21 protein-coding genes and 1 tRNA gene are annotated in these 24761 nt (G+C 72.6%); 13 read left to right on the top strand and 9 right to left on the bottom strand.

From position 1 onward, the window contains the following. The first annotated feature begins 75 nt into the window (after positions 1–75). Together ACZ4MU_RS24630 and ACZ4MU_RS24625 are read left to right on the top strand one after the other, a co-directional pair. Positions 76–816 carry a response regulator transcription factor gene (locus tag ACZ4MU_RS24630; RefSeq protein ID WP_467880389.1) on the top strand — a complete coding sequence of 247 codons (741 nt, stop codon included), beginning with the start codon at positions 76–78 and terminating at the stop codon, positions 814–816. A 1-nt stretch (position 817) separates the two neighbouring features. Further along, complete coding sequence (locus ACZ4MU_RS24625) at positions 818–1930, top strand: sensor histidine kinase (RefSeq protein WP_467880386.1); 1113 nt, start codon at positions 818–820, stop codon at positions 1928–1930. Between the two features lie 44 nt (positions 1931–1974). Here the strand turns inward: ACZ4MU_RS24625 and ACZ4MU_RS24620 are convergent, their stop codons facing one another. Next, on the bottom strand, positions 1975–2988 hold the full coding sequence (locus ACZ4MU_RS24620; RefSeq protein ID WP_467880384.1) for an NAD-dependent epimerase/dehydratase family protein: 1014 nt from the start codon (positions 2986–2988) through the stop codon (positions 1975–1977). 78 nt (positions 2989–3066) lie between these two features. Here ACZ4MU_RS24620 and ACZ4MU_RS24615 point away from each other — a divergent pair, with 78 nt between their 5' ends. Then, entirely contained in the window at positions 3067–3378 is a 312-nt protein-coding gene (locus ACZ4MU_RS24615; RefSeq protein WP_467880381.1) for a 4a-hydroxytetrahydrobiopterin dehydratase, read from the top strand. 36 nt (positions 3379–3414) lie between these two features. On the opposite strand, the gene sigJ is transcribed toward ACZ4MU_RS24615, so the two are convergent. Then, a complete protein-coding gene (gene sigJ / locus ACZ4MU_RS24610; RefSeq protein WP_467880378.1) occupies positions 3415–4293 on the bottom strand; it encodes an RNA polymerase sigma factor SigJ in 879 nt (292 codons plus the stop codon). A 170-nt stretch (positions 4294–4463) separates the two neighbouring features. Next, entirely contained in the window at positions 4464–5342 is an 879-nt protein-coding gene (locus ACZ4MU_RS24605) for an NmrA family NAD(P)-binding protein (protein WP_467880375.1), read from the bottom strand. A gap of 105 nt (positions 5343–5447) precedes the next feature. Between ACZ4MU_RS24605 and ACZ4MU_RS24600 the strand changes: the two genes are divergently transcribed. After that, complete coding sequence (locus tag ACZ4MU_RS24600; protein WP_467880372.1) at positions 5448–6434, top strand: AraC family transcriptional regulator; 987 nt, start codon at positions 5448–5450, stop codon at positions 6432–6434. Further along, positions 6431–7408: a class I SAM-dependent methyltransferase gene (locus ACZ4MU_RS24595; RefSeq protein ID WP_467880370.1), complete on the top strand. Its 978-nt coding sequence runs from the start codon at positions 6431–6433 to the stop codon at positions 7406–7408. The genes ACZ4MU_RS24600 and ACZ4MU_RS24595 overlap by 4 nt, the downstream gene beginning before the upstream one ends. A gap of 115 nt (positions 7409–7523) precedes the next feature. Here the strand turns inward: ACZ4MU_RS24595 and ACZ4MU_RS24590 are convergent, their stop codons facing one another. From ACZ4MU_RS24590 to ACZ4MU_RS24580, 3 genes are all read right to left on the bottom strand, one after another. Continuing rightward, positions 7524–8366, bottom strand: a complete 843-nt coding sequence (locus ACZ4MU_RS24590) for an aldo/keto reductase (protein ID WP_467880366.1) — start codon at positions 8364–8366, stop codon at positions 7524–7526. Positions 8367–8509: 143 nt separating this feature from the next. Next, entirely contained in the window at positions 8510–10309 is a 1800-nt protein-coding gene (locus tag ACZ4MU_RS24585) for an AMP-dependent synthetase/ligase (RefSeq protein WP_467880363.1), read from the bottom strand. Between the two features lie 242 nt (positions 10310–10551). Continuing rightward, positions 10552–12036 (bottom strand): MFS transporter, encoded by a 1485-nt coding sequence (locus ACZ4MU_RS24580; protein WP_467880361.1) that lies wholly within the window; start codon positions 12034–12036, stop codon positions 10552–10554. Between the two features lie 114 nt (positions 12037–12150). Here ACZ4MU_RS24580 and ACZ4MU_RS24575 point away from each other — a divergent pair, with 114 nt between their 5' ends. Then, the gene (locus ACZ4MU_RS24575) at positions 12151–13119 is read left to right on the top strand and encodes an Lrp/AsnC family transcriptional regulator (protein ID WP_467880358.1); all 969 of its coding nucleotides are present in this window, start codon (positions 12151–12153) and stop codon (positions 13117–13119) included. A gap of 86 nt (positions 13120–13205) precedes the next feature. Here ACZ4MU_RS24575 and ACZ4MU_RS24570 read toward each other — a convergent pair whose 3' ends face one another. Then, on the bottom strand, positions 13206–14138 hold the full coding sequence (locus ACZ4MU_RS24570; protein ID WP_467880355.1) for a quinone oxidoreductase family protein: 933 nt from the start codon (positions 14136–14138) through the stop codon (positions 13206–13208). A gap of 111 nt (positions 14139–14249) precedes the next feature. Between ACZ4MU_RS24570 and ACZ4MU_RS24565 the strand changes: the two genes are divergently transcribed. Continuing rightward, a complete protein-coding gene (locus tag ACZ4MU_RS24565; RefSeq protein WP_467880353.1) occupies positions 14250–14714 on the top strand; it encodes a MarR family winged helix-turn-helix transcriptional regulator in 465 nt (154 codons plus the stop codon). Between the two features lie 91 nt (positions 14715–14805). Here ACZ4MU_RS24565 and fdhD read toward each other — a convergent pair whose 3' ends face one another. Beyond that, the gene (gene fdhD / locus ACZ4MU_RS24560) at positions 14806–15657 is read right to left on the bottom strand and encodes a formate dehydrogenase accessory sulfurtransferase FdhD (protein WP_467880350.1); all 852 of its coding nucleotides are present in this window, start codon (positions 15655–15657) and stop codon (positions 14806–14808) included. A gap of 351 nt (positions 15658–16008) precedes the next feature. Here fdhD and ACZ4MU_RS24555 point away from each other — a divergent pair, with 351 nt between their 5' ends. Continuing rightward, on the top strand, positions 16009–16947 hold the full coding sequence (locus ACZ4MU_RS24555) for a beta-ketoacyl-ACP synthase III (RefSeq protein WP_467880443.1): 939 nt from the start codon (positions 16009–16011) through the stop codon (positions 16945–16947). Positions 16948–17056: 109 nt separating this feature from the next. Here ACZ4MU_RS24555 and ACZ4MU_RS24550 read toward each other — a convergent pair whose 3' ends face one another. Next, complete coding sequence (locus ACZ4MU_RS24550; RefSeq protein ID WP_467880349.1) at positions 17057–17512, bottom strand: peroxiredoxin; 456 nt, start codon at positions 17510–17512, stop codon at positions 17057–17059. Between the two features lie 327 nt (positions 17513–17839). Between ACZ4MU_RS24550 and ACZ4MU_RS24545 the strand changes: the two genes are divergently transcribed. From ACZ4MU_RS24545 to ACZ4MU_RS24525, 5 genes are all read left to right on the top strand, one after another. Beyond that, positions 17840–17927, top strand: a tRNA-Leu gene (locus tag ACZ4MU_RS24545). 386 nt (positions 17928–18313) lie between these two features. After that, complete coding sequence (locus ACZ4MU_RS24540) at positions 18314–18697, top strand: hypothetical protein (RefSeq protein WP_467880347.1); 384 nt, start codon at positions 18314–18316, stop codon at positions 18695–18697. A gap of 453 nt (positions 18698–19150) precedes the next feature. Next, positions 19151–20869 carry a cytochrome bc1 complex cytochrome b subunit gene (qcrB, locus tag ACZ4MU_RS24535; RefSeq protein WP_467880344.1) on the top strand — a complete coding sequence of 573 codons (1719 nt, stop codon included), beginning with the start codon at positions 19151–19153 and terminating at the stop codon, positions 20867–20869. A gap of 216 nt (positions 20870–21085) precedes the next feature. Continuing rightward, positions 21086–23143 carry a phosphocholine-specific phospholipase C gene (locus tag ACZ4MU_RS24530; RefSeq protein WP_467880342.1) on the top strand — a complete coding sequence of 686 codons (2058 nt, stop codon included), beginning with the start codon at positions 21086–21088 and terminating at the stop codon, positions 23141–23143. A 198-nt stretch (positions 23144–23341) separates the two neighbouring features. Then, positions 23342–24760 carry an FAD-dependent oxidoreductase gene (locus ACZ4MU_RS24525; protein WP_467880341.1) on the top strand — a complete coding sequence of 473 codons (1419 nt, stop codon included), beginning with the start codon at positions 23342–23344 and terminating at the stop codon, positions 24758–24760. Position 24761: the final 1 nt, after the last annotated feature.

Genomic DNA, 24761 nt, shown 5'->3' with positions numbered 1-24761 from the left:
ACGAAACAGGGACATCGCCCGGTGTCCGCCATCCGGGTGGCGACGGGGGCACCCGCCGGGTGCGACGCTGAGGCCATGCACAGTGACCGGCCCCGCATCCTCGTCGTCGACGACGACCCGACCGTGGCCGAGGTGGTCAGCGGATACCTGGAACGCGCCGGGTACGAGGTCGAGCACGTCGGAGACGGCCCCGCCGCCCTGCGCGCGGCCGGTGCGCGCCGGCCCGACCTCGTCGTCCTGGACCTGATGCTGCCGGGGATGGACGGCCTCGAGGTGTGCCGCATCCTGCGGAGCGCCGGGCCCGTACCGGTCATCATGCTCACCGCGCGCGGAGACGAGGACGACCGCGTGCTGGGCCTGGAGATCGGCGCGGACGACTACGTCACCAAGCCGTTCAGCCCCCGCGAGCTGGTGCTGCGGGTCGACTCGGTGCTGCGCCGCGCCCGGGCCGCGGGCGCCCGGCCGGGGCCGCCGGTGCGGCGGGCGGGCATCGTCCTGGACCCGGCCGCCCGCCGCGCCGTCAAGGGGAACACCGAACTCGCGCTGACCCTGCGGGAGTTCGACCTCCTGGCCTATCTGATGAGCCACCCGGGCGAGGCTGTCACCCGCGAGCGGCTGATGCGCGACGTGTGGGGCTGGGAGTTCGGCGACCTGTCCACCGTCACCGTCCATGTGCGGCGGCTGCGCGGCAAGGTCGAGGACGACCCCGCCGAGCCACGGCTCATCCGGACGGTGTGGGGCGTCGGATACCGCTTCGAGGAGCCGGACGACGGCGGCCTCACGCGCCGCGCCCAGCCCGCCGGGGAGGGGGTATGACATGAAGGACGTCCTGCTCATCGCGGTCTACGCGTTCCTGGGCGCCGCGGCCGCGGGCCTGCTCGGGGCCCTCGCGCTGCGCCTGCTGCGCCACCGCTCGGTCACCGCCTCGCTCGCCGTGGTGGCCGCCGTCGCGGTCAGCGCCATGCTCGCCGGGACGCTCGCGGTGGCCTGGGAGATGTTCCTGTCCTCGCACGACCTGAAGGTCGTCACCCTGGTCATCGCGATGGCCGCGGCCGTCTCGCTCGCCACCGCGCTGGTCCTGGGCCGCCGGGTCGTCACCAGCAGCCGTGAACTCGCGCTGGCCACCCGCTCGTTCGGTGAGGGCGGCAGCTTCGCCGCACCCGAGGGACCGGCCACCGCGGAGCTGGCCGCGCTCAGCCGCGAACTGGCCGCCACCAGCGCCCGCCTCTCCGCCTCCCGTGAGCGCGAACGCGCCCTGGAGACCTCCCGCCGCGAACTCGTCGCCTGGATCTCGCACGATCTGCGCACCCCCCTCGCGGGGCTGCGCGCGATGGCCGAGGCGCTGGAGGACGGCATGGCCAAGGACCCCGAGCGCTACTTCCGGCAGATCCGTACCGAGGTCGAGCGCCTCAACGGCATGGTGGGCGACCTTTTCGAGCTCTCCCGCATCCACGCCGGCGCCCTCGCCCTCAACCCGGCCCGCATGTCCGTCCACGACCTGGTCGGGGACGCGCTGGCGGGCGCCGACCCGCTCGCCCGCGAACACGGCGTCACCCTGGTCGGTGACCGTGTCGAGCCGGTCCCGGTGGAGGTGGACGGCAAGGAGATGACCCGGGTCCTGGCCAACCTGCTGGTCAACGCGATCCGGCACACCCCGGCGGACGGCACGGTCGCGGTCGCCGCCGAGGCGCGCGCCCAGTCGGTGGTGCTCTCGGTGACGGACGGCTGCGGCGGCATCCCCGACGACGATCTGACCCGTGTCTTCGACACCGGCTGGCGCGGCACCGAGGCGCGCACCCCACCGGGCGGCGCGGGCCTGGGCCTGGCGATCGTGCGGGGCATCGTCGAGGCCCACGCGGGCAGCGCCGCCGTCCACAATGTGCGCGGCGGCTGCCGCTTCGAGCTGATCCTCCCGGCGGCCCCCTCCTGATCGCCCCCCGCCTCCCGGCGGCCCCCTCTTGACCGCCCCGCCGCTCAGCGCGGGGCAGGCCGCAGCTCCGCCCGGGCGAACTCCGCCATCCCCTGCGCGAACCCCACCTCCGCCCGCCAGCCGAGCTGCTCGCGCAGCCGCGCCGAGTCGGCGGTGATGTGGCGGACGTCCCCGAGGCGGTATTCGCCCGTCACCACCGGCGCGGGCCCGCCGTACGCCGCCGCCAGCGCCTGCGCCATCTCGCCCACCGTGTGCGGAGTCCCGCTGCCGGTGTTGTACGCGGTCAGGGCCCCCGGCGGGCGCTCGCGCAGTGCTTCCAGCGCCACCGCGTTCGCCGCCGCCACATCGCGGACGTGCACGAAGTCCCGGCGCTGGCGGCCGTCCTCGAAGACCCGGGGCGCCTCGCCGCGCGCCAGGGCCGAGCGGAAGAAGGAGGCGACCCCCGCGTACGGGGTGTCGCGCGGCATCCCCGGCCCGTACACGTTGTGGTAGCGCAGCGACACCGCGCGCCCGCCGGTGGCGCGCGCCCAGGCTGCGCTCAGGTGCTCCTGGGCCAGCTTGGTCGCGGCGTACACGTTGCGCGGGTCGGCGGGCGCGTCCTCGTCCACCAGGCCCGGCACCAGCTCGGCGCCGCAGCGCGGGCACCGGGGCTCGAAGCGGCCCGCCGCCAGCTCCTCGTACGGCCGGGGACCGGGGCGTACGGTCCCGTGGCGCGGGCAGGCGTAACGCCCCTCCCCGTACACCACCATCGACCCGGCGAGCACCAGGTCCGCCACCTCGGTCTCGGCCATCGCGGCGAGCAGGACCGCCGTGCCCAGGTCGTTGCGGGAGACGTAGTCGGGCGCGTCGCGGAAGTCCGTGCCGAGGCCGACCATCGCGGCCTGGTGGCAGACGGCGTCCACGCCGCGCAGCGCCCGGACGACGACCTCGCGGTCGCGGACGTCGTCGCCGGGCCGGACCGCGCGGTCCAGGACGACGGGTTCATGGCCCCGGGCGGAGAGGGCCCGGACGATCTGCGAGCCGATGAAGCCCGCGCCTCCCGTGACAAGTACACGCATAGGGGCGACGCTACGGAGACGGAGCCGCGGACGCCGCGCTCCACTCCGTACCGTCACCACCTCGTAAGGAGTCCGGTCATGCCCGTAGAGCCGCTGTCGCAGAAGGACATCGAGGACCGCCTGCGCGAACTGCCGGGCTGGTCGCTGCCGGACGGCGAGGAGCGCCTCGCCCGCACCTACCGTCTGGCCTCGCACTTCGCGGCCACCGCGATGGTCATCCACATCGCGCAGATCCAGGACGAGCTGAACCACCACTCCGATCTCACCCTCGGCTACAACACGGTGGTCCTCACGGTGAACAGCCATGACGCGGGGGGCCGGGTGACCGAGAAGGACTTCGAGCTCGCCCATCGCGTCGAGGCGATCGCGCCCGGCCACGGCGCGGGCTGACCTCCCGGGGCGCGCGGGCCCCGGGAGGCGCCGGGGTCACGCGTCCAGCACCGCCAGGTCGACCCGGGCCAGCCGCTCCGGGTCGGCCAGGATGTTGATCTCGACGATCCTGTCGTCCCGGACGGTGAACCCGAGCACCGCCATCGTCCGGCCCTCCGGGGCGTTGACCACCCCCATGGCGCCGTTGACCAGCGCCGGACGGGCGAACTTGGCGTACTGCGCGAAGGACAGCGCGTTCTGGACCACGGCGTGCGCGCCGAGCACCTTCCTGGAGGCGGCGAGCGAGCCCGGCCCGTAGTCCGCGCGCAGCACGATGTCCGGGTCGAGGGTGGCGAGCAGACCGTCGAAGTCGCCGCCGCGCGCCGCCGCGAGGAAGGCGTCGACGACCTTGCGCTGGCGGTTCAGGTCCGGGTCGGGCACCGCCCGGCCCTGCACCCGGCGGCGGGCCCGGCTGGCCAGCTGCCGGGTCGCCGCCGGGGCGCGGTCCACGATGGGCGCGATCTCCTCGAAGGGGACGCCGAACATGTCGTGCAGCACGAACGCCAGCCGCTCGGCCGGGGCCAGGGTGTCGAGGACGACGAGCAGGGCGAGGCCGACCGAGTCGGTGAGCAGCGCCTCGTGCTCGGGGTCCACCCGGTCCGGGCGGTCCACGATCGGGTCGGGCACATGGACGTCGAGGGGATCCTCGCGGCGGGACTGGCGCGAGCGCAGCATGTCGAGGCAGACCCGGGAGACGACGGTGGTCAGCCAGGCGCTCAGGTTCTCCACCCCGTCGCTGGAACCGGCCGCCCGCAACCAGGCCTCCTGGACGGCGTCCTCCGCCTCGCTCAGTGAGCCGAGCATCCGGTAGGCGACGGCCCGCAGGCGCGGGCGGTTCTCCTCGAAGCGCTCCGCCAGGGATTCGTTCTCGTCCATCGGTCCAGCTTCCTTCGTCGCGGCGTGTCGTCAATGCGGTGACAGACGAAAACCTAGTGCGAAGGAATGGCGGCCACCCGACGGCAGGCCCCGATTGCGGTAATCGGCCGCTCACGGAGGGCGTGGTGTTGGTCACGGCATGTTTCGGTCATCTGGCCAAAGGCCAGCGGTCAGCCCTGCCAGTCACCCTCCGCCGCCGCGTCCCGCGCGAAGTCCGCGAACGCCTTGGGCTCGCGGCCCAGGACCCGCTTGACGCCGTCCGTGGTCGAGGAGTTGTGCCCGTCGAGCAGTGTCGCGAACAGCTCGGCGAGCCACCGGGCCTCCCCTTCGACGAGGCCGTACCGCATCAGCAGCTCCGCGTACTGGGCCTCGGTCACCGGCACGTACCGCACGGGACGGCCGACTGCCCGGGACAGCGACTCGGCGACCTGGGCCAGCGTCAGCAGCTGAGGGCCCGTCACTTCGTGGACGAGGCCCGCGTGTCCGTCCTCGGTGAGCGCCTTGACCACCACGTCGGCGATGTCACCGGCGTCCACCCACGGCTCCGCCGTGTCGCCCGCCGGGAACGGGATCTCGCCCGCCAGCACGCCCTCGGTCAGGGCGCCCTCGCTGAAGTTCTGGGCGAAGAACGCGGCGCGGACGACCGTGAGGTCCGCGCCCGCCGCGCGCAGGGCCTCCTCGGCGTGCACCGCCGCCGGCTCGCCCCGGCCGGAGAGCAGTACCAGGCGCCCCACCCCGTGCCGGGCGGCCAGTTCCCCGAAGGTCCGCATCGCCTCGACGGCGCCGGGTGCGGCGAGGTCCGGGAAGTACGTCACATAGGCGGCGTCGGCGCCCGCGAGCGCGGGCCCCCACGTCGAGGTGTCGGCCCAGTCGAAGGGCACCTCGCCGCCGCGCGAGCCCGCGCGGACCGGCACCCCGAGTGCGGTGAGCCGTTCGACGACCCGGTGCCCGGTCTTGCCGGTGCCATTGGTCACGAGCACGGTCTGACGGGTGTTCAGGTCGGTGTTCCGGCTGCTGTTCTGGCTCGAGTTCCGCGCTGTGTTCGTCATGCGTCCAGCTTCGTCGGCGCGCCCTGGACTCTCCATGCTTCAGGGGCTCATACGCATACGTACGCGTCTACTGCCCGGCTGCGCGGCCGACTAGGCTCCGCTCCCATGGACGTACTCTCCGGACTGCTCGACGGGCCGCGCGCCCGCGGCGCGTTTCTGCTGCGGATGGTGATGGAACCGCCGTGGTCCGTACGGATCGAGGACCGGGCGCCCATCTGCCTGATGTCGACGACGCGGGGCGAGGCGTGGGTGGTGCCCGACTCCGGGCCGCCGGTCCTGGTCCGCCCCGGCGACATCGTGATCGCCCGCGGCCCCGACCCGTACACCGTCGCCCACGCCCCGGACGCCGAGCCGTCCGCGAGGATCGGCCCGGGCGGGGTGTGCACCACCCTGCGCGGCGAGCCGCTGGCGCAGTCGATGGAGCTGGGCGTACGGACCTGGGGCAACGCCGCCGACGGCTCGGCCACCATGCTCGTCGGCACCTATCTGATGGAGGGGGAGATCAGCGGGCGGCTGCTCGACGCGCTGCCGGCGCTGCTGGTGCTCACCGCCGAGGAGTGGAACTGCTCGGTGATGCCGCTCCTCGACGAGGAGATCTCCCGGGACGAGCCGGGGCAGAGTGTCGTCCTTGACCGGCTGCTCGACCTGCTCCTGATCGCGGTGCTGCGGGCCTGGTTCAACCGGCCGGGGGCCCATGCGCCCGCCTGGTACCGGGCGATGGGCGACCCCGTGGTGGGGCCCGCGCTGCGACTGCTCCAGAACGACCCCGCGCACCCGTGGACGGTGGCCGCGCTCGCCGCGCGGTGCGGGGTCTCCCGAGCGGGTCTGGCCCGGCGCTTCGGTGAGCTGGTGGGGGAGCCGCCGATGGCGTACCTCACCGGCTGGCGGCTCGCGCTGGCGGCGGATCTGCTGCGCGAGAGCGACGCGACGGTGGAGGCGATCGCGCGGCAGGTGGGGTACGGGGGCGCCTTCGCGCTGAGCGCCGCCTTCAAACGGGTGCGGGGCGTCAGCCCGCAGGAGCACCGGACGAATTGCCGAAACGGCAAAGGGATTCCCCGAACGGCGGTGGCCGGGGGCAGGGTGGGGTCATGAGCGACTCGCGCGGCCACGACGGCCGGAACAGCCACGACGACAGCCACCGCGGCGGCCGGGGAGAGGACCGGAGCCACGGCCACACCCACGGCCCCGGGCACGGCCACACCCAAGGTGAGGGTTGGGCGGACCTCGACTGGGAGACGCTGCTCCCGCTCCTGGTGGGCGAGGCGGAGCTGTTCTCCGGCGCCTACCGGGAGGCCGCGGACTGGATCGCCCAGCAGCGCTCCGGCGGCGCCGGGGTGCGCCGGATCCTGGACATCGGCAGCGGCCCGGGGGTGGTGACGTGTCTGCTCGCGGAGGCCTTCCCGCGGGCGGAGGTCGTCGCCGTCGACGGCAACCGGGCGCTCCTCGGCCACGCCAGGGACCGCGCGGAGCGCCTTGGCCTCGGTGACCGCATCCGTACCATCGAGACCGAACTCCCGGACGGCTTCGACGAGTTGGGTGAAGCGGACCTCGTCTGGGCGGGCAACTCACTGCACCACCTGGGCGACCAGCGGGCCGCACTCGCCGGGTTCGCGCGACTGCTGAGGCCGGGCGGCACGGTGGCCCTCGCGGAGGGCGGGCTGCCCACGCGCCGGCTGCCCCGCGACATCGGCATGGGGCGGCCCGGTCTGGAGGCCAGGATCGACGTGCTGGTGGACGAGCGGTTCGCCCAGATGCGGGCGGAGCTGCCGGACACCAAGGAGGAGACCGAGGACTGGGGTGCGCTGCTCACGTCCGTGGGACTGGTCTCCCCGGTCAGCCGCAGCTTCCTCGTCGACTTTCCGGCGCCGCTGGACCCGGCGGTGCGGGAGCAGGTGGCGTACGCGTTCGCCAGGACCGCCGAGACGGTGGGGGAGCGGCTGTCACCGCAGGACGCGGAGGTGCTGCGGCGCCTGATGGACCCGCGGGACGAGGCGGGCCTGGCGCGCCGCCCGGACGTATTCCTGCTGACGGCGCGGTCGATCCACACGGCGCGCCGCGCGGACTGAGCGCACGGCGCGACACGCACGGCACGCACGGCACGAAGTCGCCGCTCAGGACAGCGAACCGTCCTGAACGGCGGACTTCGTCACCCCGCGGGCCGGTACGGCCCCTGGAGCGCGCTCAGTTGGCGTCGAACTCGTCCGGGTCCGGCCCCAGCCGCTTCCCCTCGTCGAGCGCCGCGATCGCCGCGATGTCCTCGGCGTCGAGCTCGAAGCCGAACACGTCGAAGTTCTCCGCGATGCGCGAGGGCGTCACCGACTTCGGGATGGCGATGGTGCCGAGCTGGAGGTGCCAGCGCAGCACGATCTGCGCCGGGGTCCTGGCGTACTTCCGCGCGATCGCCACGATCGTCGGGACCTCCAGGAGGCCCTTGCCCTGGCCCAGCGGCGACCAGGCCTCGGTCGCGATGCCGTGCTCGGCGTTGAAGGCGCGCAGCTCCGCCTGGGCGAGCTGCGGGTGCAGCTCGACCTGGTTGACCGCGGGGGTCACGCCCGACTCGTCGATGATCCTGCGCAGGTGCGGCTGCTGGAAGTTGGAGACGCCGATCGCCTTGGCGCGGCCGCTCTCGGCGATCTCCGCGAACGCCTTCCAGATCGCCACGTAGTCCTCGCGCACCGCGCGCGGCCAGTGGATCAGGTACAGGTCGACGTAGTCCAGGCCGAGCTTGGACAGGGAGGCGTCGAACTCGCGCAGGACGCCGTCCCGCGTCCACGACTCGTTCGCGCTGTTCCACAGCTTGGTGGTGACGAAGAGCTCCTCACGGGCCAGGCCGGAGGCCGCGATCGCCTTGCCGGTGCCCGTTTCGTTCTCGTAGACCGCGGCCGTGTCGATCGACCGGTATCCGGTCTCGATCGCGGTCTCGACCGCCTGCGCGGCCTCGTCGTCCGGCACCTGCCAGACACCGAACCCGAGCTGGGGCATCTCGACGCCGTTGTTGAGGGTGATGGAGGGGACCTTGCTCACGAGCGGTCGATCCTTACGTCGTCGGTTTGGTACTCCTCACGACAACGAGCGGGCGGATCGAACCATTCCCGGCATCGCCGGTGGCCGGAACGCGGCGAGGAACCGCTCGGGCCCGGGGGCGGGCCGCCCTGTACCGCGACGGCTCAGCGGTACAGGGCGTCCACCTCCACCGTGTAGGCCTCCTCGATGGCCCGCCGCTTGAGCTTCAGCGACGGGGTGAGCAGACCGTGCTCCTCGGTGAACTGATGGGCGAGGATCCGGAAGGTGCGGATCTGCTCGGCTTGGGAGACCAGGGTGTTGGCGGCGACCACCGCGCGCCGCACCTCGGTCTCCAGGTCGGGGTCGCGCACGAGCTCCGACGGGGTCATCGACGGCTTGTTGCGCATCGCCAGCCAGTGGTCGACGCCCTCCTGGTCCAGGGTGACCAGGGCCGCGATGTAGGGGCGGTCGTTGCCGACGACGATGCACTGGGCCACCAGCGGGTGCGCCCGCACCCGTTCCTCCAGGGCCAGCGGCGAGACGCTCTTGCCGCCGGAGGTCACCAGGATCTCCTTCTTGCGGCCGGTGATGGTCAGATAGCCGTCCTCGTCGAGGGCGCCGATGTCACCGGTGGCCAGCCAGCCGTCCTTCAGGACGCGCTCGGTCGCCTTGGGCTCGTTGAGGTAGCCGGAGAAGACCTGGCCGCCGTGGAGCCACACCTCTCCGTCCTCCGCGATGTGCACGGTGGTCCCCGGCACCGGCAGGCCGACCGTGCCGAAGCGGGTGCGCTCGGGCGGGTTGGCGGTGGCGGCGGCCGTGGACTCGGTCAGACCGTACCCCTCGTAGATCGTCACCCCCGCGCCGGCGAAGAACAGGGCGAGGCGGCGGCCCATGCTGGAGCCGCCGGACATGGCGTGCCGCACCCGCCCGCCCATCGCCTCGCGGACCTTGCCGTACACGACCTTCTCGAAGAACTGGTGCTGCATCCGCAGCGCCGCCGAGGGGCCCGGGCCCTGGCCGAAGGCCTTCTGCTCCATCGCCTCCGCGTACTTCACCGCGATGTCGACGGCCTTGTCGAAGGCGCCCGCCCTGCCCTCCGCCTCGGCGCGCCGGCGGGCGGCGTTGAAGACCTTCTCGAAGATGTACGGGACGGCCAGGATGAAGGTGGGCCGCAGCGACCGGAGGTCGGGCAGGAGCGCGGAGGCGGAGAGCGCGGGCTGGTGGCCGAGCTTCACCCGGCCGCGGACGGCCGCCACCTCCACCATCCGGCCGAAGACGTGCGCCAGCGGCAGGAAGAGCAGCGTGGACGCCTCGTCGCCGGGGCGCGAGTGGAAGACCGGCTCCCAGCGGGCCACCATGGTGTCCGCCTCGAACATGAAGTTGGCGTGGGTGATCACACAGCCCTTGGGGCGGCCGGTGGTGCCGGAGGTGTAGATGACGGTCGCGGTCGACTCGGGGGTGACCGCCCTCCGGTGGCGGTGCACCACCTCGTCGTCGATCTGCCCGCCCGCCGCCAGGAGTTCCCCCAGCGCCCCCGCGTCCAGCTGCCACAGGCGTTTGAGGTGGGGCAGCCGGTCCACGACCGAGCCGATGGTCATGGAGTGGTCCTCGTGCTCGACCACGCACGCGGTGACCTCGGAGTCGTGCAGCATCCAGAAGACCTGCTCGGCGGAGGAGGTCGGGTAGACGGGCACCGGCTGGGCGCCGATGGACCAGAGCGCGAAGTCGAAGAGCGTCCACTCGTAGCGGGTACGGGACATGATCGCGACCCGGTCCCCGAACCGCACCCCGTCCGCGATCAGCCCTTTGGCGAGGGCCAGCACCTCGTCGCGGAAGCGCGCCGAGCTCACGTCCTGCCACTGGCCCGCCGCGTCCTTGCGGGTCAGCGCGACCCGGTCCGGATCGTCCAGGGCATGGTCGAACACCACGTCCGCCAGCCCGCCGACGTGAGGCGCCGTCGCCATGGGTGGGACAGTGAACTCGCGCAATACCTTGCTCCTTGTGGCGCTCCGCACAGCGCCGGTGACGGTACCCCACCCGGGGTCCCGGCGGGAGGGGCGTCGAGGAATACGCTCAAGTGCGGCAGTGATCGGCATCACCACAGGTCAGCACCGTGGAAGCGGCCCCGCCCGGGCCGGACGGCCCGCTTTCTGACCCTGGAGTCAGGAGCGGGCCGTCTTTTCTCCACGGAATCTGTACGACCTGGTCACGCCCGCTCTACCGGCACGGCGGCGTTGGTCCGTACCTGCGCGGGTGCGGGCGGCGGAGTCCGTACCAGCGCGAACACCGCGAGCCCGGCCACCAGGGCGAGCGCCCCGGCCGCCACCGCGGCGCCGTTGAGCCCGGAGGCGAACGCGGTGTGCAGGGCCTCGTCGGGGACCCGGCCGCGCAGCGACCCGGCCGCGCCGCCGGCCAGCGCCCGGGCCTCGGGCGCGCTGTGCAGCGAGTCGGCCATCCGGGAGGTGGCGAGGGTGCCGAACACGGCGATGCCGACCGCGTAGCCGAGCTGGCGCACGGTGTTCATCGCGCCGGTCGCCATGCCGCTGCTGCGCTGCGGCACCGAGGCGAGCGCGGCCGAGGCGAGCGCCGGGCTGACCAGGCCCACACCGACGCCGGTCACCACCAGACCGGCCACCAGAGCCGTCCAGTCGGAGCCCGCGTCCAGCAGCGACTGGCCGAACAGTCCGGCCGCGATGAGCAGCAGCCCGAGGCAGATCAGCAGCCGCTGCGAGACGCCGTGCAGGAACCGGCCGCCGAGTGCCGAGGTCGCGAAGGAGGCCAGCGCCAGCGGCACCAGCGCCAGACCACCGGTCACCGGGCTCATGCCCATCAGCGTCTGGAGCCAGATCGAGGTGTACGGGAGCACCCCGAAGGCGGCCGAGTTCAGCGCGAGCGCTGCCACCAGGACGCCGACGAAGGCCGGGCGCCGCAGCAGCGACAGATCCATCAGGGGCCGTTCGGTGCGGCTCTCCACCACGACGAAGACCAGCAGAGCGGCCACCGCCACGGCGAAGGAGAGCAGGGTCCGCATGGCGCCCCAGCCGTCGGAGCCCGCGTTGACCGCCCCGTAGGTGAGGGTTCCGGCGAAGAGCGCGAACAGGGCCGTGCCCGCCCAGTCGGTGCGCCCGCCCGCCGGGCTCTTGGACTCCGGGACCACCCGCAGCGTCAGCCACACCGCCGCGGCGCTCACCGGAAGGTTGACGAAGAATATCCACCGCCAGCCGAACCCCTCGGTGAGCAGCCCGCCCAGGATCGGGCCGAGCGCCGCGGCGGCGCCGTTGACCGCGCCCCACACCCCGAGCGCCACCGAGCGGTCGCGGCCCTGGTAGGCGGCGCCGAGCAGGGGCAGCGTGGTCGCGAACATCGCGGCGGCCCCGACGCCCTGGAGCGCCCGCATCGCGATCAGGGTGCCCGCGTCGCCCGCGAGTCCGCAGGCCAGCGAGGCGCCCGCGAAGAGCACCGTGCCCGCCGCGTAGAACTTCCGGCGCCCGGCCCGGTCCGCGCCGGCGCCCGCGCCGAGCAGCAGCGCGGCCAGCGCCAGCGCGTACACGTCGATCACCCACTGCAGGCTCGACAGCGAGGCGTCCAGCGAACTCGCCATGTCCGGCAGCGCCACCGTCACGATGGTCACGTCCAGCAGCAGCATGAACGTTCCCAGACACACGGCGACCAGCGGCCCCCACTTGCGCATCACATTCCTCCGGTCCTCTTCGTCGGTCGTCCCGTACGATCGGGCCCGGCCGGACCGAAGTTCCACCCAGTCCGCACAGGACGCAGGAATCCGACATCGCAGAAGGGTCGACCGATGGATTCGCCCGAGTTCGACGAACTGGACCAGCGTCTGGTGAGCGCGCTCGTCCTCAACGGCCGGGCCCCGTTCAGCCGGATCGCCGCCGTGCTGGGCGTCTCCGACCAGACCGTGGCCCGCCGCTACCGCAGGCTGTACGCACAGGGCGAGCTGCGCGTCGTCGGGGTCCGCGACACCGAGCGGCTCGGCCACACGCGCTGGATGCTGCGGCTGCGCTGCACTCCGGACGCCTCCGTCTCCATCGCCACGGCGCTGGCCCGGCGCCCCGACACCGCCTGGATCGGACTGACCTCGGGCGGCACCGAGGTGGTGTGCACGACCGAGACGCGCCGGCCCGAGGACCACGAGGCGCTGCTGCTCGGCAAGCTGCCGCGCACCCCGAGGATCGTCGAGATCGGTGCCCACCAGGTGCTCCACCGCTTCTACGGCGGCCCGCTCGGCTGGTTCACCAAGGACTCGGCGCTCACCGCCGAGGAACGGGCCGCGCTGCTGCCCGACCCGGTGGAGCCCCCGGACGGGCCGATCCGGCTCGACGCGACGGACGAGGCCCTGATCGCCGCGCTCGCGCGCGACGGCCGGGCGGGCTACCCCGAGCTCCAGAAGGCCACCGGCCGTTCGGAGTCGGCCGTCAAGCGGCGTCTGGACCAACTGCTGCGCTGGGGGGCGGTGTTCATCGACGTCGAGTTCGACACGACCCGGTTCGGCTTCCTGAGCCGGGCGCTGCTGTGGATCACGGTGGCACCCTCGGCGCTGGCCGCCGTGGGCGAGGCCCTCGCCGCCCACCCGGAGGTCGCCTTCGCCGGGGCCACCTCGGGTCCGGCCAACCTCGTCGCGGTGGTCATCTGCCGGGACGCGGCCGGGCTCTACACGTACCTCAGCGAGAAGCTCGGCACGCTGGAGGGCGTCCGGCACGTCGAGACCGCCCCGCTGCTGCGCCAGGTCAAGCGGCTGACGTACACGGGCTGAGGCCGCTCGCCGGAATCGCCGCCGCGAGCGCGTCCGCCACCTCCTGCGCCGAGGGACGGCGTCCGCCGTGCGGCAGGACGCCGCCCTCACGCACCGCCGGTGACGAGCACCACCTTGCCCAGGTTGCGCCGTGTGTCGATGAGTTCATGGGCGCGGGCGGCCTCCTCCAGCGGGAACTCCGCGTGGACGGCCACACGCAGCCTCCCGGTACGGTGCAGCTCCCACAGCTCCTCGCGCCACGCGGCGTACAGCTCGGGCCTGTCGCGCGCGATCATCGCCATCTGGAAGGCGATCACCGACTTCCCGCCGACCAGCAGGTCGTAGACCTCGACCGTGCCACCGCCCGAACCGAAGGCGACCAGTCGGCCGCCGGGGGCGAGCGCCTTCACCGCCGGGGTGAGCAGCTCACCGCCGACGCCGTCGAGGACGACGTCGACCGGCTCCCCCCAGGACGCGTCGCCGTACAGCACGACCTCGTCGGCCCCCTTCTCCCGTACGAAAGCGGCCTTCTCGGCCGAGCTCACCGCCGCCACGACCCGGCTCGCGCCGCCCGCCCGGGCCAGCTGGAGGGCGATCTGCCCGACCGCGCTCGCCGCCGCCGTCACCAGCACCGACTCGCCGGGCCCGGGGCGCGCCGACTCGTAGGCGCCCCGGGCGACCAGACCGCTGCGGACGAGCGCGACGGCCTCCACGGCCGTGGCGTGGTCGGGGACGCGCGAAGTCATGGACTGGTGCAGGACGGCCAGTTCGGCATACCCGTACGAGAAGCAGAGCCCCGTCACGCGGTCGCCCACGGCGAAGGCGGCCACCCCCTCACCGACCGCGGCCACCGTGCCCGCCACCTCGCCGCCGAGCGGGAAGGGCTCCTTGCCCTCGCGCACCTTGCGGACGACGGGCAGCGTGACGCCGATGGCGTCGGTGCGGACCAGCAGCTCGCCCGCGCCGGGCGCGGGGACGGCCACGTCCTCGGTGAACAGGACATCGGGGCCGCCGTTGACCTCGAAGCGGACTCGGCGCATGGGCTCTCCCGGTACATGGTCGGTTTGGTCTACCGACGGAATTCGTTGGTGGTCCCAACGTTAGGGAAGAATCGTTGGGAAGTCCAATGGTTTACGGGTAGGGTCGGTGCCATGACCGAACCCGCCGACGCCCTCCCCGCCCTCCAGCGCGTCCAGGCGCTGCCCAGTTGGGTCCTTGGCCGGGTGGCCGCACGGGGCCGGGGCATGGTCGCGCGGGCCATCGGGCGCGAGGGCGCCAAGATGTGGCACCACGCCGTGCTGGCGGCCGTCTCCGAATACGGCCCGCTCGCCCAGGCCGAACTGGGGCGCCGGATCGCGCTCGACCCCAAGGACCTGGTCGGCGTCCTCAACGACCTCCAGGCCGAGGGGTACGTCGTACGCGAGCCGGACCCCCGCGACCGCCGCAAGAACGCCGTGACGGTCACCTCCGGGGGCGAGGCGATGCTGGCGCGCTGCGCGGCGGCGGCCGAGCAGGCCAACGAGGCGCTCCTCGCGCCGCTGAGCGCGTCCGAGCGGGAGCAGTTGATGGCGCTGCTGCGGAGGATCGGCGTGGAGGAGCCGGAGCAACCGGAGTAGCCGTGCAGCCGGAGTACGCGGAGTAGGCGGAGCGAGGTCCGGAAGCAGGTCGGAGTGACCGGACGGGGTGAAAACGGCCCCGGCCGGCCCGTCAGTCCTGAGCGGAGGCCGGGACCTCCAGGGCGATCCGGTGCTCGCCCGCGTACACGTTCATGGAGGCGCCGCGCAGGAAGCCGACCAGGGTCAGACCCGTCTCGGCGGCCAGGTCCACCGCCAGCGACGAGGGCGCCGAGACGGCGGCGAGCAGAGGTATCCCGGCCATCACGGCCTTCTGGGCCAGCTCGAACGAGGCCCGCCCCGACACCAGCAGCACCGCCCGGGACAGGGGCAGCCGCCCCTCCTGAACCGCCCGCCCCACCAGCTTGTCCACCGCGTTGTGCCGCCCCACGTCCTCCCGTACGTCGAGCAGTTCGCCGTCCGCCGAGAAGAGCGCGGCGGCGTGCAGCCCGCCGGTCCGGTCGAAGACCCGCTGGGCCGCCCGCAGCCGGTCGGGCAGGCTCGCGAGCAGTTCCGGCGCCACCCGGACCGGGGGAGTGTCGGCGATCGGGAAGCGCGCCTGCGTCCGTACGGCGTCCAGGCTGGCCTTGCCGCACAGCCCGCACGAGGACGTGGTGTACACATTGCGCTCCAGCGTGATGTCGGGGACCTCGACGCCCGGGGAGAGCTTCACGTCCACCACGTTGTACGTGTTGACGCCGTCGGCGGTCGCCCCGGCGCAGTAGACGATCGACTGCACGTCGTCCGCCGCCGCGATCACGCCCTCGCTGACCAGGAACCCGGCGGCCAGCGCGAAGTCGTCGCCCGGGGTGCGCATGGTGATGGCGAGCGGCCGGCCGTTCAGCCGGATCTCCAGTGGCTCCTCGGCCACCAGCGTGTCCGGGCGGGCGGATACGGCCCCGTCCCGGATGCGGATGACGCGGCGGCGCTCGGTGACCCGTCCCATGACGCGATTCCTTCGTTCCCGGCCGGCTGACGTGACTGACCGGCACTGGCATGCGGTGAGGCGACCCCGACGGCCTCGACGGTCTCGTCCCGACGACCTCGTCCAGTCGGCCTCGCTTCCGACGCCCTCATTGTCCTGCACCGGGAGAGCGGGGCGTCCGCGGGCGCCGGTGCAGGCGCGCACCGCGTGCCCTGCCCAGCACCGGACGCGGGCGGGTACGCCACGCGAGCTGACACAAGGCTCCAAAGGCACGCCGGGAAGCCTGTGGGATCTCTTGCCTGTGTACCGGTCGGTAGCCACGAAGACTGGTTGGCTCCTGATGTCTACGAGGGGAACCGTGGGATGACCGGCATGCGAGGCTCACGCGTCGTCGCGCTCGGGCACTACCAGCCCGCCAAGGTGCTCACCAACGACGAGCTCGCCGCCATGGTCGAGACCAGCGACGAATGGATCAGGAGCCGGGTCGGCATCCGCACCCGCCATGTCGCCGGGCCGGACGAGCCCGTGGACGAACTGGCCGCGCACGCCGGCGCCAAGGCGCTGGCCGCCGCCGGGCTGGCCCCCGCCGACATCGACCTGGTCCTGGTCGCCACCTCCACCGCCGTGGACCGCTCCCCGAACACCGCGGCCCGGGTCGCCGCCCGCCTGGGCATGGGCGCGCCCGCCGTCCTCGACCTCAACGTCGTCTGCGCGGGCTTCACCCACGCCCTGGCCACCGCCGACCACGCCGTCCGGGCCGGCTCGTCCGCGCGGGCCCTGGTCATCGGCGCGGACAAGATGACCGCCATCACGGACTGGACCGACCGCACCACGTGCGTCCTGGTCGGCGACGGCGCGGGCGCGGCCGTGGTGGAGGCGTCGCAGGAGGAGCTGATCGGTCCGGTGCTGTGGGGCTCGGTCCCCGAGATGGGCCACGCCGTACGGATCGAGGGCACCCCGCCCGTCTTCGCCCAGGAGGGCCAGGCCGTCTACCGCTGGGCCACCACCCAGCTGCCGCCGATCGCCCGCCGGGTGTGCGAGCGCGCCGGGGTAGCCCCCGAGGAGCTGGCCGCGGTCGTCCTGCACCAGGCGAACCTCCGCATCATCGAGCCGGTGGCCCGCAAGATCGGCGCGGTGAACGCGGTGATCGCCCGCGATGTGGTCGACTCCGGCAACACCTCGGCCGCGAGCATCCCGATGGCCCTGTCCAAGCTGGTGGAACGCGGCGAGATCGGCACCGGCGACCCGGTCCTGCTCTTCGGCTTCGGCGGCAACCTGTCGTACGCGGGGCAGGTCATCCGCTGCCCGTGAGGCGTCGCGCGAGGGGGCGCGGGAGGTGACGGGGCGGTACGCGTGGGCGAGCGGCCGGTGCGGGTGCGGCGCCACCGGCCCGCCACCCTCCCGGCCTCCGGCCCGGGGCCTACGCGCCGCGCTTGCGCAGGGCGGCGAGCGCCCGGTCGGCGTGGACGCTCATCCGGAGCTCGCTCCTGACGATCTCCAGCACCCGCAGATCCCTGTCGATGACGAAGGTGACGCGCTTGGTGGGGGCGATGCTGAGCCCGCGCCGCACGCCGAACAGCTCCCGTACGGCACCATCGGCGTCCGAGAGGAGCGGGTAGCCGAAGGAGTGCTTCCGAGCGAACTCCGCCTGGCGCTCCACGTCGTCGGCGCTGATGCCCACGGGCTGGGCCCCGAGCGCCCGCAGCTCCCCGGCGATGTCGCGGAAGTGGCAGGCCTCGGCGGTGCAGCCCGGGGTGAAGGCCGCCGGATAGAAGAAGAGCACCACGGGCCCCTCGGCCACGAGCCCGGAGAGGGTGCGCAGGGTGCCGGTCTCGTCGGGGAGCTTGAAGTCGTCGACCGTGTCGCCAATTCTCATGCGCGCAGTCAACCACCCGGGGTGGAGGGAGGTCCGATGCCGGGCCAGCACCCGTCGCCCCCGGGCCAACGCCCCCGGCGGCGCTTGGCGGCCTGCGGACCAGGCCCCCCGCACGGCACCGGTGCGGCCGCCGCGGGTCACGCTGCGCACCGGGAGGACCACGCTCGGCCTCCACCCGGCCGACCACCGCCCAGAACGCCCGACGCCCCACCCATGCCAAGGCCCGCCACTCGCCTGACCACGCAATATGCGGGTGAAGACCACCTCGAACCCCTGGTAGAGTTATCTGTGTCGCCGCGGGGCACGAGCCCGCGAGACAGACACCTTGTCCGGGTGGCGGAATGGCAGACGCGCTAGCTTGAGGTGCTAGTGCCCTTTATCGGGCGTGGGGGTTCAAGTCCCCCCTCGGACACCAGCTGAGACCCCACTTCACGTGGGGTTTTCTGCTTTTCCAGGCCGTGGCGTGACCAACCACGTGACCAACGGCCCAGCGATCTTGCCCTGGGCCAGGGCGGCGAGACCGAGTCGGCCCGCGCTGGGCGCGGCCAGCCTCCGCGCCCCGTTCTTCCTGCCGGCCCGTATTCGATGGAGCCCTCATCCCAGTCGATGAGGGACCACGTCATGCCCAGGGCGTCGCTGCGCCGGACCCCGGTAGCGGCGTAGACGGTCCACAGAGGTCCGCTGAGGATGTTGTGGACGTGCCGCACACAGAGCAAGTCTCCCTATAGCCCGATGCGGTACACACGTTCCAGACCCGGCGCCCCCACCCCCCCAGCACCCCACCGGCAAGGAGCGGCAGTGATGACCGTTGTCAGCGTTTTTCTGACCCGTCTTGATGTGAAGGACGCCGTGATCGCCCTGCTGGCGGCGCCCGGCGACGGGCAGGGAGGTGCGGGCGGGGTCGCCGTGAAGGCAGAGTTCGGTGGACGGCCCGTCGAGGCCGCTCTCGAACGGGTTCATCGCTATGTCGACGAGCAGCTCGCCGACGCCCGGACGTACGGGGTCTGCGAGCAGTCCGTACGGGACGAACTGCGCGAGCTGATCGGCGGGGGCGAGGGAGGGCCGGGGGTGGAAGTCGCCGACCCGGAGGCCGATCGGGACGTTGCCCATCAGATCATCGCCGCTCTCGCCGCGCGGTACCCCCTCCCTCCGGACGTGCTGGCCGCCCTGCCCGTGGCCGAGTGAATATCCGACTCATCTGCTTGTTTTGGAAGGGAGCAAACTCCCATTTCTCCGGCGATACCGGAAAATCTTCCCCTCACTTTTCGTGCATCACCGCTGGTGAAGTAGACCTTCCGGTTGGTATTCTCAGCTCCGCGTCGCGAGCCGCCGTCGTTACGTCACCCACCCCACCCCTCACTCCGATCCCGAACACCTCTCAGGGGAGCGACACTTGAACGCCACCGTCATGTCCGCGGCCGACGCCGCCGCCTTCGCCGCCGCAGCCGCGCCCGCGGCCGAGCCCACCTGGGAATTCGTCGCCCGCGACCGGCACCCGGTCGGCTGACCGCCCGTTCTCGCCCGGCCCGCGTGGCCCGGCTCACCCAAGTCGCGTCCTGGTAGGGGCTGTTGGCCCGGGTGTTCGGATGTCTACCCTGTTACAGGCCTTGAGGGATGGAACGCCTGAGGGGGAGACGTATGAGCACCGATATCAGGAGCGGCACCGAGGACACCGAGCGCCCCGCCGAGCCGGCGAAGGGGGAGAAGCTGGCCGACTGGGCGGACGGGCGGCTCGGTATCTACTCCATCGCCCGGACCCAGATGCGCAAGATCTTCCCGGACCACTGGTCCTTCATGTTCGGGGAGATCTGCCTCTACAGCTTTCTCGTCCTCATCCTCACCGGCATCTATCTGACCCTCTTCTTCGAGCCGAGCGGTGTGGAGGTCGTCTACCACGGCTCGTACACCCCGCTCAGCGGCGTCCGGATGACCAGGGCCTACGAGTCCACCATCGACCTCAGCTTCGACGTCCGCGGCGGCCTGCTGATCCGCCAGGTCCACCACTGGTCCGCGCTGGTCTTCTGCGCCGGCCTGCTGGTGCACATGATGCGCGTGTTCTTCACCGGTTCCTACCGCAAGCCGCGCGAACTGAACTGGCTGTTCGGCTGGACCATCCTGTTCACGGCCCTCATCACCGGCCTCACCGGCTACTCGCTCCCGGACGACCTGCTCTCCGGCACCGGCATCCGCTTCGCCGACGGCGCGATCCTGTCGATCCCGGTGATCGGTACGTACATCTCCTTCTTCCTCTTCGGCGGGGAGTTCCCCGGGCACGACATCATCCCGCGGCTCTACTCGGCGCACGTGCTGCTGCTGCCGGGGCTCATCCTGGGGCTTGTCGTCACCCATCTGATCCTGGTCTTCTACCACAAGCACACCCAGTTCGCCGGGCCCGGCCGGTCCGAGAAGAACGTGGTGGGCGCGCCCCTGATGCCCGTCTACACCGCCAAGGCCGGCGGGTTCTTCTTCCTGGTCTTCGGGCTGCTGACCATCATGGGCGCGGTGGCCACCATCAACCCCGTGTGGGCGATGGGCCCCTACCGGCCCGACGTCGTCTCGACCGGCGCACAGCCCGACTGGTACCTGGGCTTCTCGGAAGGCCTGATCCGGGTGATGCCGGGGTGGGAGATCAACGCCTGGGGCCATACGCTCGCCCTCGGCGTCCTCATCCCCTTCACGCTCTTCCCGCTGCTGCTCGCCGCGATCGGCGCGTACCCGTTCATCGAGGCCTGGGTCACCGGCGACAAACGCGAGCACCACATCGCGGACCGGCCGCGCAACCACCCCGTCCGCACCGGCCTCGGCACGGCCTGGCTGGCCATGTACTTCGTGTGTCTGATCGGCGGCGGCAACGACCTGTGGGCCACCCACTTCCACCTCTCGATCAACTCGATCACCTGGTTCGTCCGGATCGCCTTCTTCGCCGGACCGGTGCTCACCTTCATCGTCACCAAGCGCATCTGCCAAGGACTCCAGCTCCGTGACCGGGAGAAGGTGCTGCACGGCCGGGAGAGCGGCATCATCAAGCGGCTGCCGCACGGCGAGTTCGTGGAGGTGCACGAGCCGCTCGACCAGGGGCAGCTCTACAAGCTCACCCACCACGAGCAGCCCGCGCCCTACGAACTGGGCCCGGAGGTCGACGAGAACGGCGTCCGCCGCAAGTTCACCCGCTCCCAGCGGCGGCGCGCCAAGCTCGCCAAGACGCTGTACGGGCCGGGCTCGCACGTCCCCAAGGCCACCGTCGAGGAGTACCGGCAGATCCACAGCTCCGGCCACGGCCACGGTCAGGGCCATGGTGTGGGCCACGGTCACGGTCAACAGGAGCTGGAGCGCGAGCGGGAGCAGCGGCCGCGCTGAACCCCCGGCCACCCCAACCCCTCCCTCCCCAGCGACCCGCCCACCCCCACCCCCTCAGCCCCCAGGACCCCGTCCCCCGCGACGGGGTCCTGTTCGCCTGCCGTACCGCCCCGTGACACGGATACGCCACCAGGTCTTCCGTATGGCTCGCTGTTCTTGGAACACTCCACTCCACGTCGCTTCTGTCCCCACACCCTTGCAGAGGTCACCTCACTCATGGCTGAACTCAATCGGCGCCGGTTCATGCAGCTCGCCGGTGGCACCGCGGCCCTCACCGTGCTGTCCGACAGCATCGCCCGCGCCGCCGCCATCCCGGCGCAGGGCAGCACCGGCAGCATCCAGGACGTCGAGCACATCGTCGTCCTGATGCAGGAGAACCGTTCCTTCGACCACTACTTCGGCTCGCTCAACGGCGTCCGCGGCTTCGGTGACCCGCGGCCGGTCACGCTCCCCAGCGGCAAGTCGGTCTGGCACCAGGAGGGCGGCGGCAAGGAGGTGCTGCCGTTCCGGCCCAAGGCCGACAACCTCGGCATGCAGTTCATCCAGGACCTCAACCACGACTGGGCGGGCGGCCACAAGGCGTTCAACAACGGCAAGTACGACCAGTGGGTGCCCGCCAAGACGTTCACCACGATGGCCTACCTCACCCGTGAGGACATCCCCTTCCACTACGCGCTCGCCGACGCCTTCACCATCTGCGACGCGTACCACTGCTCGTTCATCGGCTCCACCGACCCCAACCGCTACTACATGTGGACCGGGTACACCGGCAACGACGGCACCGGCGGCGGCCCCGTCCTGGGCAACGACGAGAAGGGGTACGGCTGGACGACCTACCCCGAGCGGCTGGAGAAGGCCGGGGTGTCCTGGAAGATCTATCAGGACATCGGCGACGGTCTGGACGCGGCCGGGGGCTGGGGCTGGATCAACGACGCCTACCGCGGCAACTACGGCGACAACTCGCTGCTGTACTTCAACAGCTACCGCGACGCCAAGCCGGGCGACGCGCTGTACGAGAAGGCGCGCACCGGCACGAACGCCAAGGCGGGGCAGGGTTTCTTCGACATCCTCAAGGCCGACGTGCAGGCCGGGAAGCTGCCGCAGGTCTCCTGGATAGCCGCGCCCGAGGCGTTCACCGAGCACCCCAACTGGCCCGCGAACTACGGCGCCTGGTACATCTCCCAGGTGCTCGACGCGCTCACCTCCAACCCCGATGTGTGGGCGAAGACCGCGCTGTTCATCACGTACGACGAGAACGACGGCTTCTTCGACCACATCGTGCCGCCGTTCCCGCCCTCCTCGGCGGGTCAGGGCCTGTCCACGGTCTCCACCTCGGCCGACTACCACGCCGGTGACCTCAGCCACGCGGCGGGCGCCTACGGGCTCGGCCAGCGCGTGCCGATGCTCGTCGTCTCGCCCTGGTCCACCGGCGGCTACAGCTGCTCCGAGACCTTCGACCACACCTCGATCATCCGCTTCATGGAGCGCCGCTTCGGCGTCCACGAGCCCAACATCTCGCCCTGGCGGCGGGCCATCTGCGGAGATCTGACCTCCGCGTTCGACTTCCGCAGGTCCAACACCGCGCCCGCCGCGCTGCCCTCCACCGCCGCCTATGTACCGCCGGACCGCGAGCGCCACCCGGACTACGTGCCGGTGCCGCCCACGACCGGCAGCGTGCCCAGGCAGGAGCGGGGCTCGCGCAGGACCCGGCCGCTGCGGTACGCGCCGTACGTGGACGGCTCGGCCAACGCCTCCACCGGCAAGTACACGCTGACCTTCAGCGGGGGTGCCTTGGCCGGGGCGCAGTTCCTGGTGACCTCCCCCAACCGCACCGACGGGCCGTGGACGTACACCACGGAAGCGGGCAGGACGCTCGCGGACAGCTGGAACACCGTGTACTCCCAGGGCGCCACCGACCTGACCGTCTTCGGGCCCAACGGGTTCCTGCGCACCTTCCGCAACCCCGGCAGGACCGCGGGTCCGGAGGTGCGGGCCCGGCACAACGCGGCCACCGGCAACCTCGACCTGACGCTGACCAACGCGGGCACGACCAGCGCGCGTCTGACGGTCACCGACGGATACGGCGGCGCCTCCCAGGCGCTGACCGTCCGGCCGGGCGCGACCGTCAAGTACACGGTCGACCTGACGTCGAGCAGGCGCTGGTACGACGTGTCGGTGGTGTCCAGTGCCGGTGCCGGGTTCCTGCGGCGGTTCGCCGGACACGTGGAGACCGGTACGGCGGGCGTCAGCGACCCGGCGATCCTGACCGTCTGAGCGATGCGGCCTCCATGGCCGGGCCGTCCCCGCGGGGGCGGCCCGGCCTCCGCGCAAGCGGCACCGCCCCCGCGTGAGCGGACCCCCGGCCGGACGAGCGGTCGGATCGGGCCAAACCGTATGACTCCGCCCCTTCGGATACGTGGTGGCGCGTCATACTGGTTCGGCCAGGGACCACGGCGGACAGGGGGAAGTACGTTGCTGGAGACGGTGAACGGGACCGGTGCGTCCCGGGGCGGGGGGCGGCACGCCGTCGTCATCGGGGGCAGCCTGGCGGGGCTGCTCGCGGCCCATGTCCTCGCGGACCACGCCGAGCGGGTCACGGTCGTCGAGCGCGACCGGCTCCCCGACGGCCCGGAGCCGCGCGGCGGGGTGCCGCAGAGCCGCCACACCCATGTGCTGATCCCGGGCGGGCAGCCGGCCTACGACGCGCTGCTGCCGGGCTTCTGCGAGGAGCTGATGGAGCTCGGCGCCCCTCGCGTCGGCGCGCCCAACGACATCGTGCAGTGGCAGGGGGGCCGCTGGTTCCGCCGCACCGAGGAGACCGCCAGCTTCCTCAGCCCGACCCGGCCCCTGCTGGAGTGGCTGGTGCGCCGCAGGGTGCTGGCGAACCCCCGGATCGAACTCGTCGAGGGCACCGAGACCGTGGGCCTGGCCGGTGACGCCGCGCGGGTGCGCGGGGTCCTGGTGCGCGAGCGGGGCGCGGCGGCCGTCGCCGCGGGCCGGGGGCCCCGGCTGCTCGCCGCGGACCTCGTGGTCGACGCCTCGGGGCGCGGCAGCCGGGCCGCCGAATGGCTGACCGCGATCGGCGCCGAACCGGCGGCCGAGGAGGTCCTGGGGACCGGTTTGGCCTATGCGTCCCGCGCCTACCGCACGGGCGGGGACGGTCCGGACGACGGTGACGTGCGCGGCCACTTCATCGTGCCCAACCCGGCCCAGACCTTCGGCGCGGCCGTGATGCCCGCCGAGGACGGCCGGTGGATGGTCACCCTCTGGGGCCTGCGCGGCGCCGAACCGCCGCTGGACGACCGGGGGTTCACCGAGTACGCCGACCGGCTGCCGCACCCGCTCGTCCGGCGCTGGCTGGAGGCGGCCAAGCCCGAATCGCCCGCCCTCGCCTACCGCACCACCGCGAACGTCCGCCGCCGCTACGACCGCCCGGGCCGGCGCCCCGCCGGGTTCCTGGCCACGGGCGACGCCCTGTGCGTCTTCAACCCGATCTACGGCCAGGGCATGACGGTCGCCGCCCTGAGCGCCGTCGCCCTGCGCGACGCGCTCGCCGGGGGCGGTCGTACGCCGACGACCCGGCGCGTGCAGAAGGCGCTGCTCGCGGCGGCGGGCCAGGCGTGGGAGATCTCGGCCGGGTCGGACAGGAACATGCCGACCGCGACGGGCGGCGCGGCGCGCAGCACCCTCGCCCACCGGATCTCCGGGTGGTACCTGGGACGGGTGGAGGCGCGCGCGCCCGGCGACCCGGCGGTCGGCAAGGTCTTCCGCGACGTGCTGTACCTCAAGGCGCCGGTGTCCGCGCTGTTCGCGCCGGGCATCGCGAAGGCGGTGCTGTTCGGTCCCGTACGGCCGACCCCGCAGGAACCGCCGCGGCGACGGGAGGGCTAGA

This window comes from Streptomyces sp. NPDC026377, from assembly GCF_055567715.1.
The sequence above is the reverse complement of the archived record's forward strand: the minus strand, read 5'-3'. Positions and strand labels throughout refer to the sequence as shown.

Excerpts from the sequence above, each read along its gene's own strand:
- ACZ4MU_RS24630 (WP_467880389.1), top strand. The coding sequence starts at position 76 with ATGCACAGTGACCGGCCCCGCATCCTCGTCGTCGACGACGACCCGACC.
- ACZ4MU_RS24625 (WP_467880386.1), top strand. The coding sequence starts at position 818 with ATGAAGGACGTCCTGCTCATCGCGGTCTACGCGTTCCTGGGCGCCGCG.
- ACZ4MU_RS24620 (WP_467880384.1), bottom strand. The coding sequence starts at position 2,988 with ATGCGTGTACTTGTCACGGGAGGCGCGGGCTTCATCGGCTCGCAGATC.
- ACZ4MU_RS24615 (WP_467880381.1), top strand. The coding sequence starts at position 3,067 with ATGCCCGTAGAGCCGCTGTCGCAGAAGGACATCGAGGACCGCCTGCGC.
- sigJ (WP_467880378.1), bottom strand. The coding sequence starts at position 4,293 with ATGGACGAGAACGAATCCCTGGCGGAGCGCTTCGAGGAGAACCGCCCG.
- ACZ4MU_RS24605 (WP_467880375.1), bottom strand. The coding sequence starts at position 5,342 with ATGACGAACACAGCGCGGAACTCGAGCCAGAACAGCAGCCGGAACACC.
- ACZ4MU_RS24600 (WP_467880372.1), top strand. The coding sequence starts at position 5,448 with ATGGACGTACTCTCCGGACTGCTCGACGGGCCGCGCGCCCGCGGCGCG.
- ACZ4MU_RS24595 (WP_467880370.1), top strand. The coding sequence starts at position 6,431 with ATGAGCGACTCGCGCGGCCACGACGGCCGGAACAGCCACGACGACAGC.
- ACZ4MU_RS24585 (WP_467880363.1), bottom strand. The coding sequence starts at position 10,309 with ATGGCGACGGCGCCTCACGTCGGCGGGCTGGCGGACGTGGTGTTCGAC.
- ACZ4MU_RS24580 (WP_467880361.1), bottom strand. The coding sequence starts at position 12,036 with ATGCGCAAGTGGGGGCCGCTGGTCGCCGTGTGTCTGGGAACGTTCATG.
- ACZ4MU_RS24575 (WP_467880358.1), top strand. The coding sequence starts at position 12,151 with ATGGATTCGCCCGAGTTCGACGAACTGGACCAGCGTCTGGTGAGCGCG.
- ACZ4MU_RS24570 (WP_467880355.1), bottom strand. The coding sequence starts at position 14,138 with ATGCGCCGAGTCCGCTTCGAGGTCAACGGCGGCCCCGATGTCCTGTTC.
- ACZ4MU_RS24565 (WP_467880353.1), top strand. The coding sequence starts at position 14,250 with ATGACCGAACCCGCCGACGCCCTCCCCGCCCTCCAGCGCGTCCAGGCG.
- fdhD (WP_467880350.1), bottom strand. The coding sequence starts at position 15,657 with ATGGGACGGGTCACCGAGCGCCGCCGCGTCATCCGCATCCGGGACGGG.
- ACZ4MU_RS24555 (WP_467880443.1), top strand. The coding sequence starts at position 16,009 with ATGCGAGGCTCACGCGTCGTCGCGCTCGGGCACTACCAGCCCGCCAAG.
- ACZ4MU_RS24550 (WP_467880349.1), bottom strand. The coding sequence starts at position 17,512 with ATGAGAATTGGCGACACGGTCGACGACTTCAAGCTCCCCGACGAGACC.
- ACZ4MU_RS24540 (WP_467880347.1), top strand. The coding sequence starts at position 18,314 with ATGACCGTTGTCAGCGTTTTTCTGACCCGTCTTGATGTGAAGGACGCC.
- qcrB (WP_467880344.1), top strand. The coding sequence starts at position 19,151 with ATGAGCACCGATATCAGGAGCGGCACCGAGGACACCGAGCGCCCCGCC.
- ACZ4MU_RS24530 (WP_467880342.1), top strand. The coding sequence starts at position 21,086 with ATGGCTGAACTCAATCGGCGCCGGTTCATGCAGCTCGCCGGTGGCACC.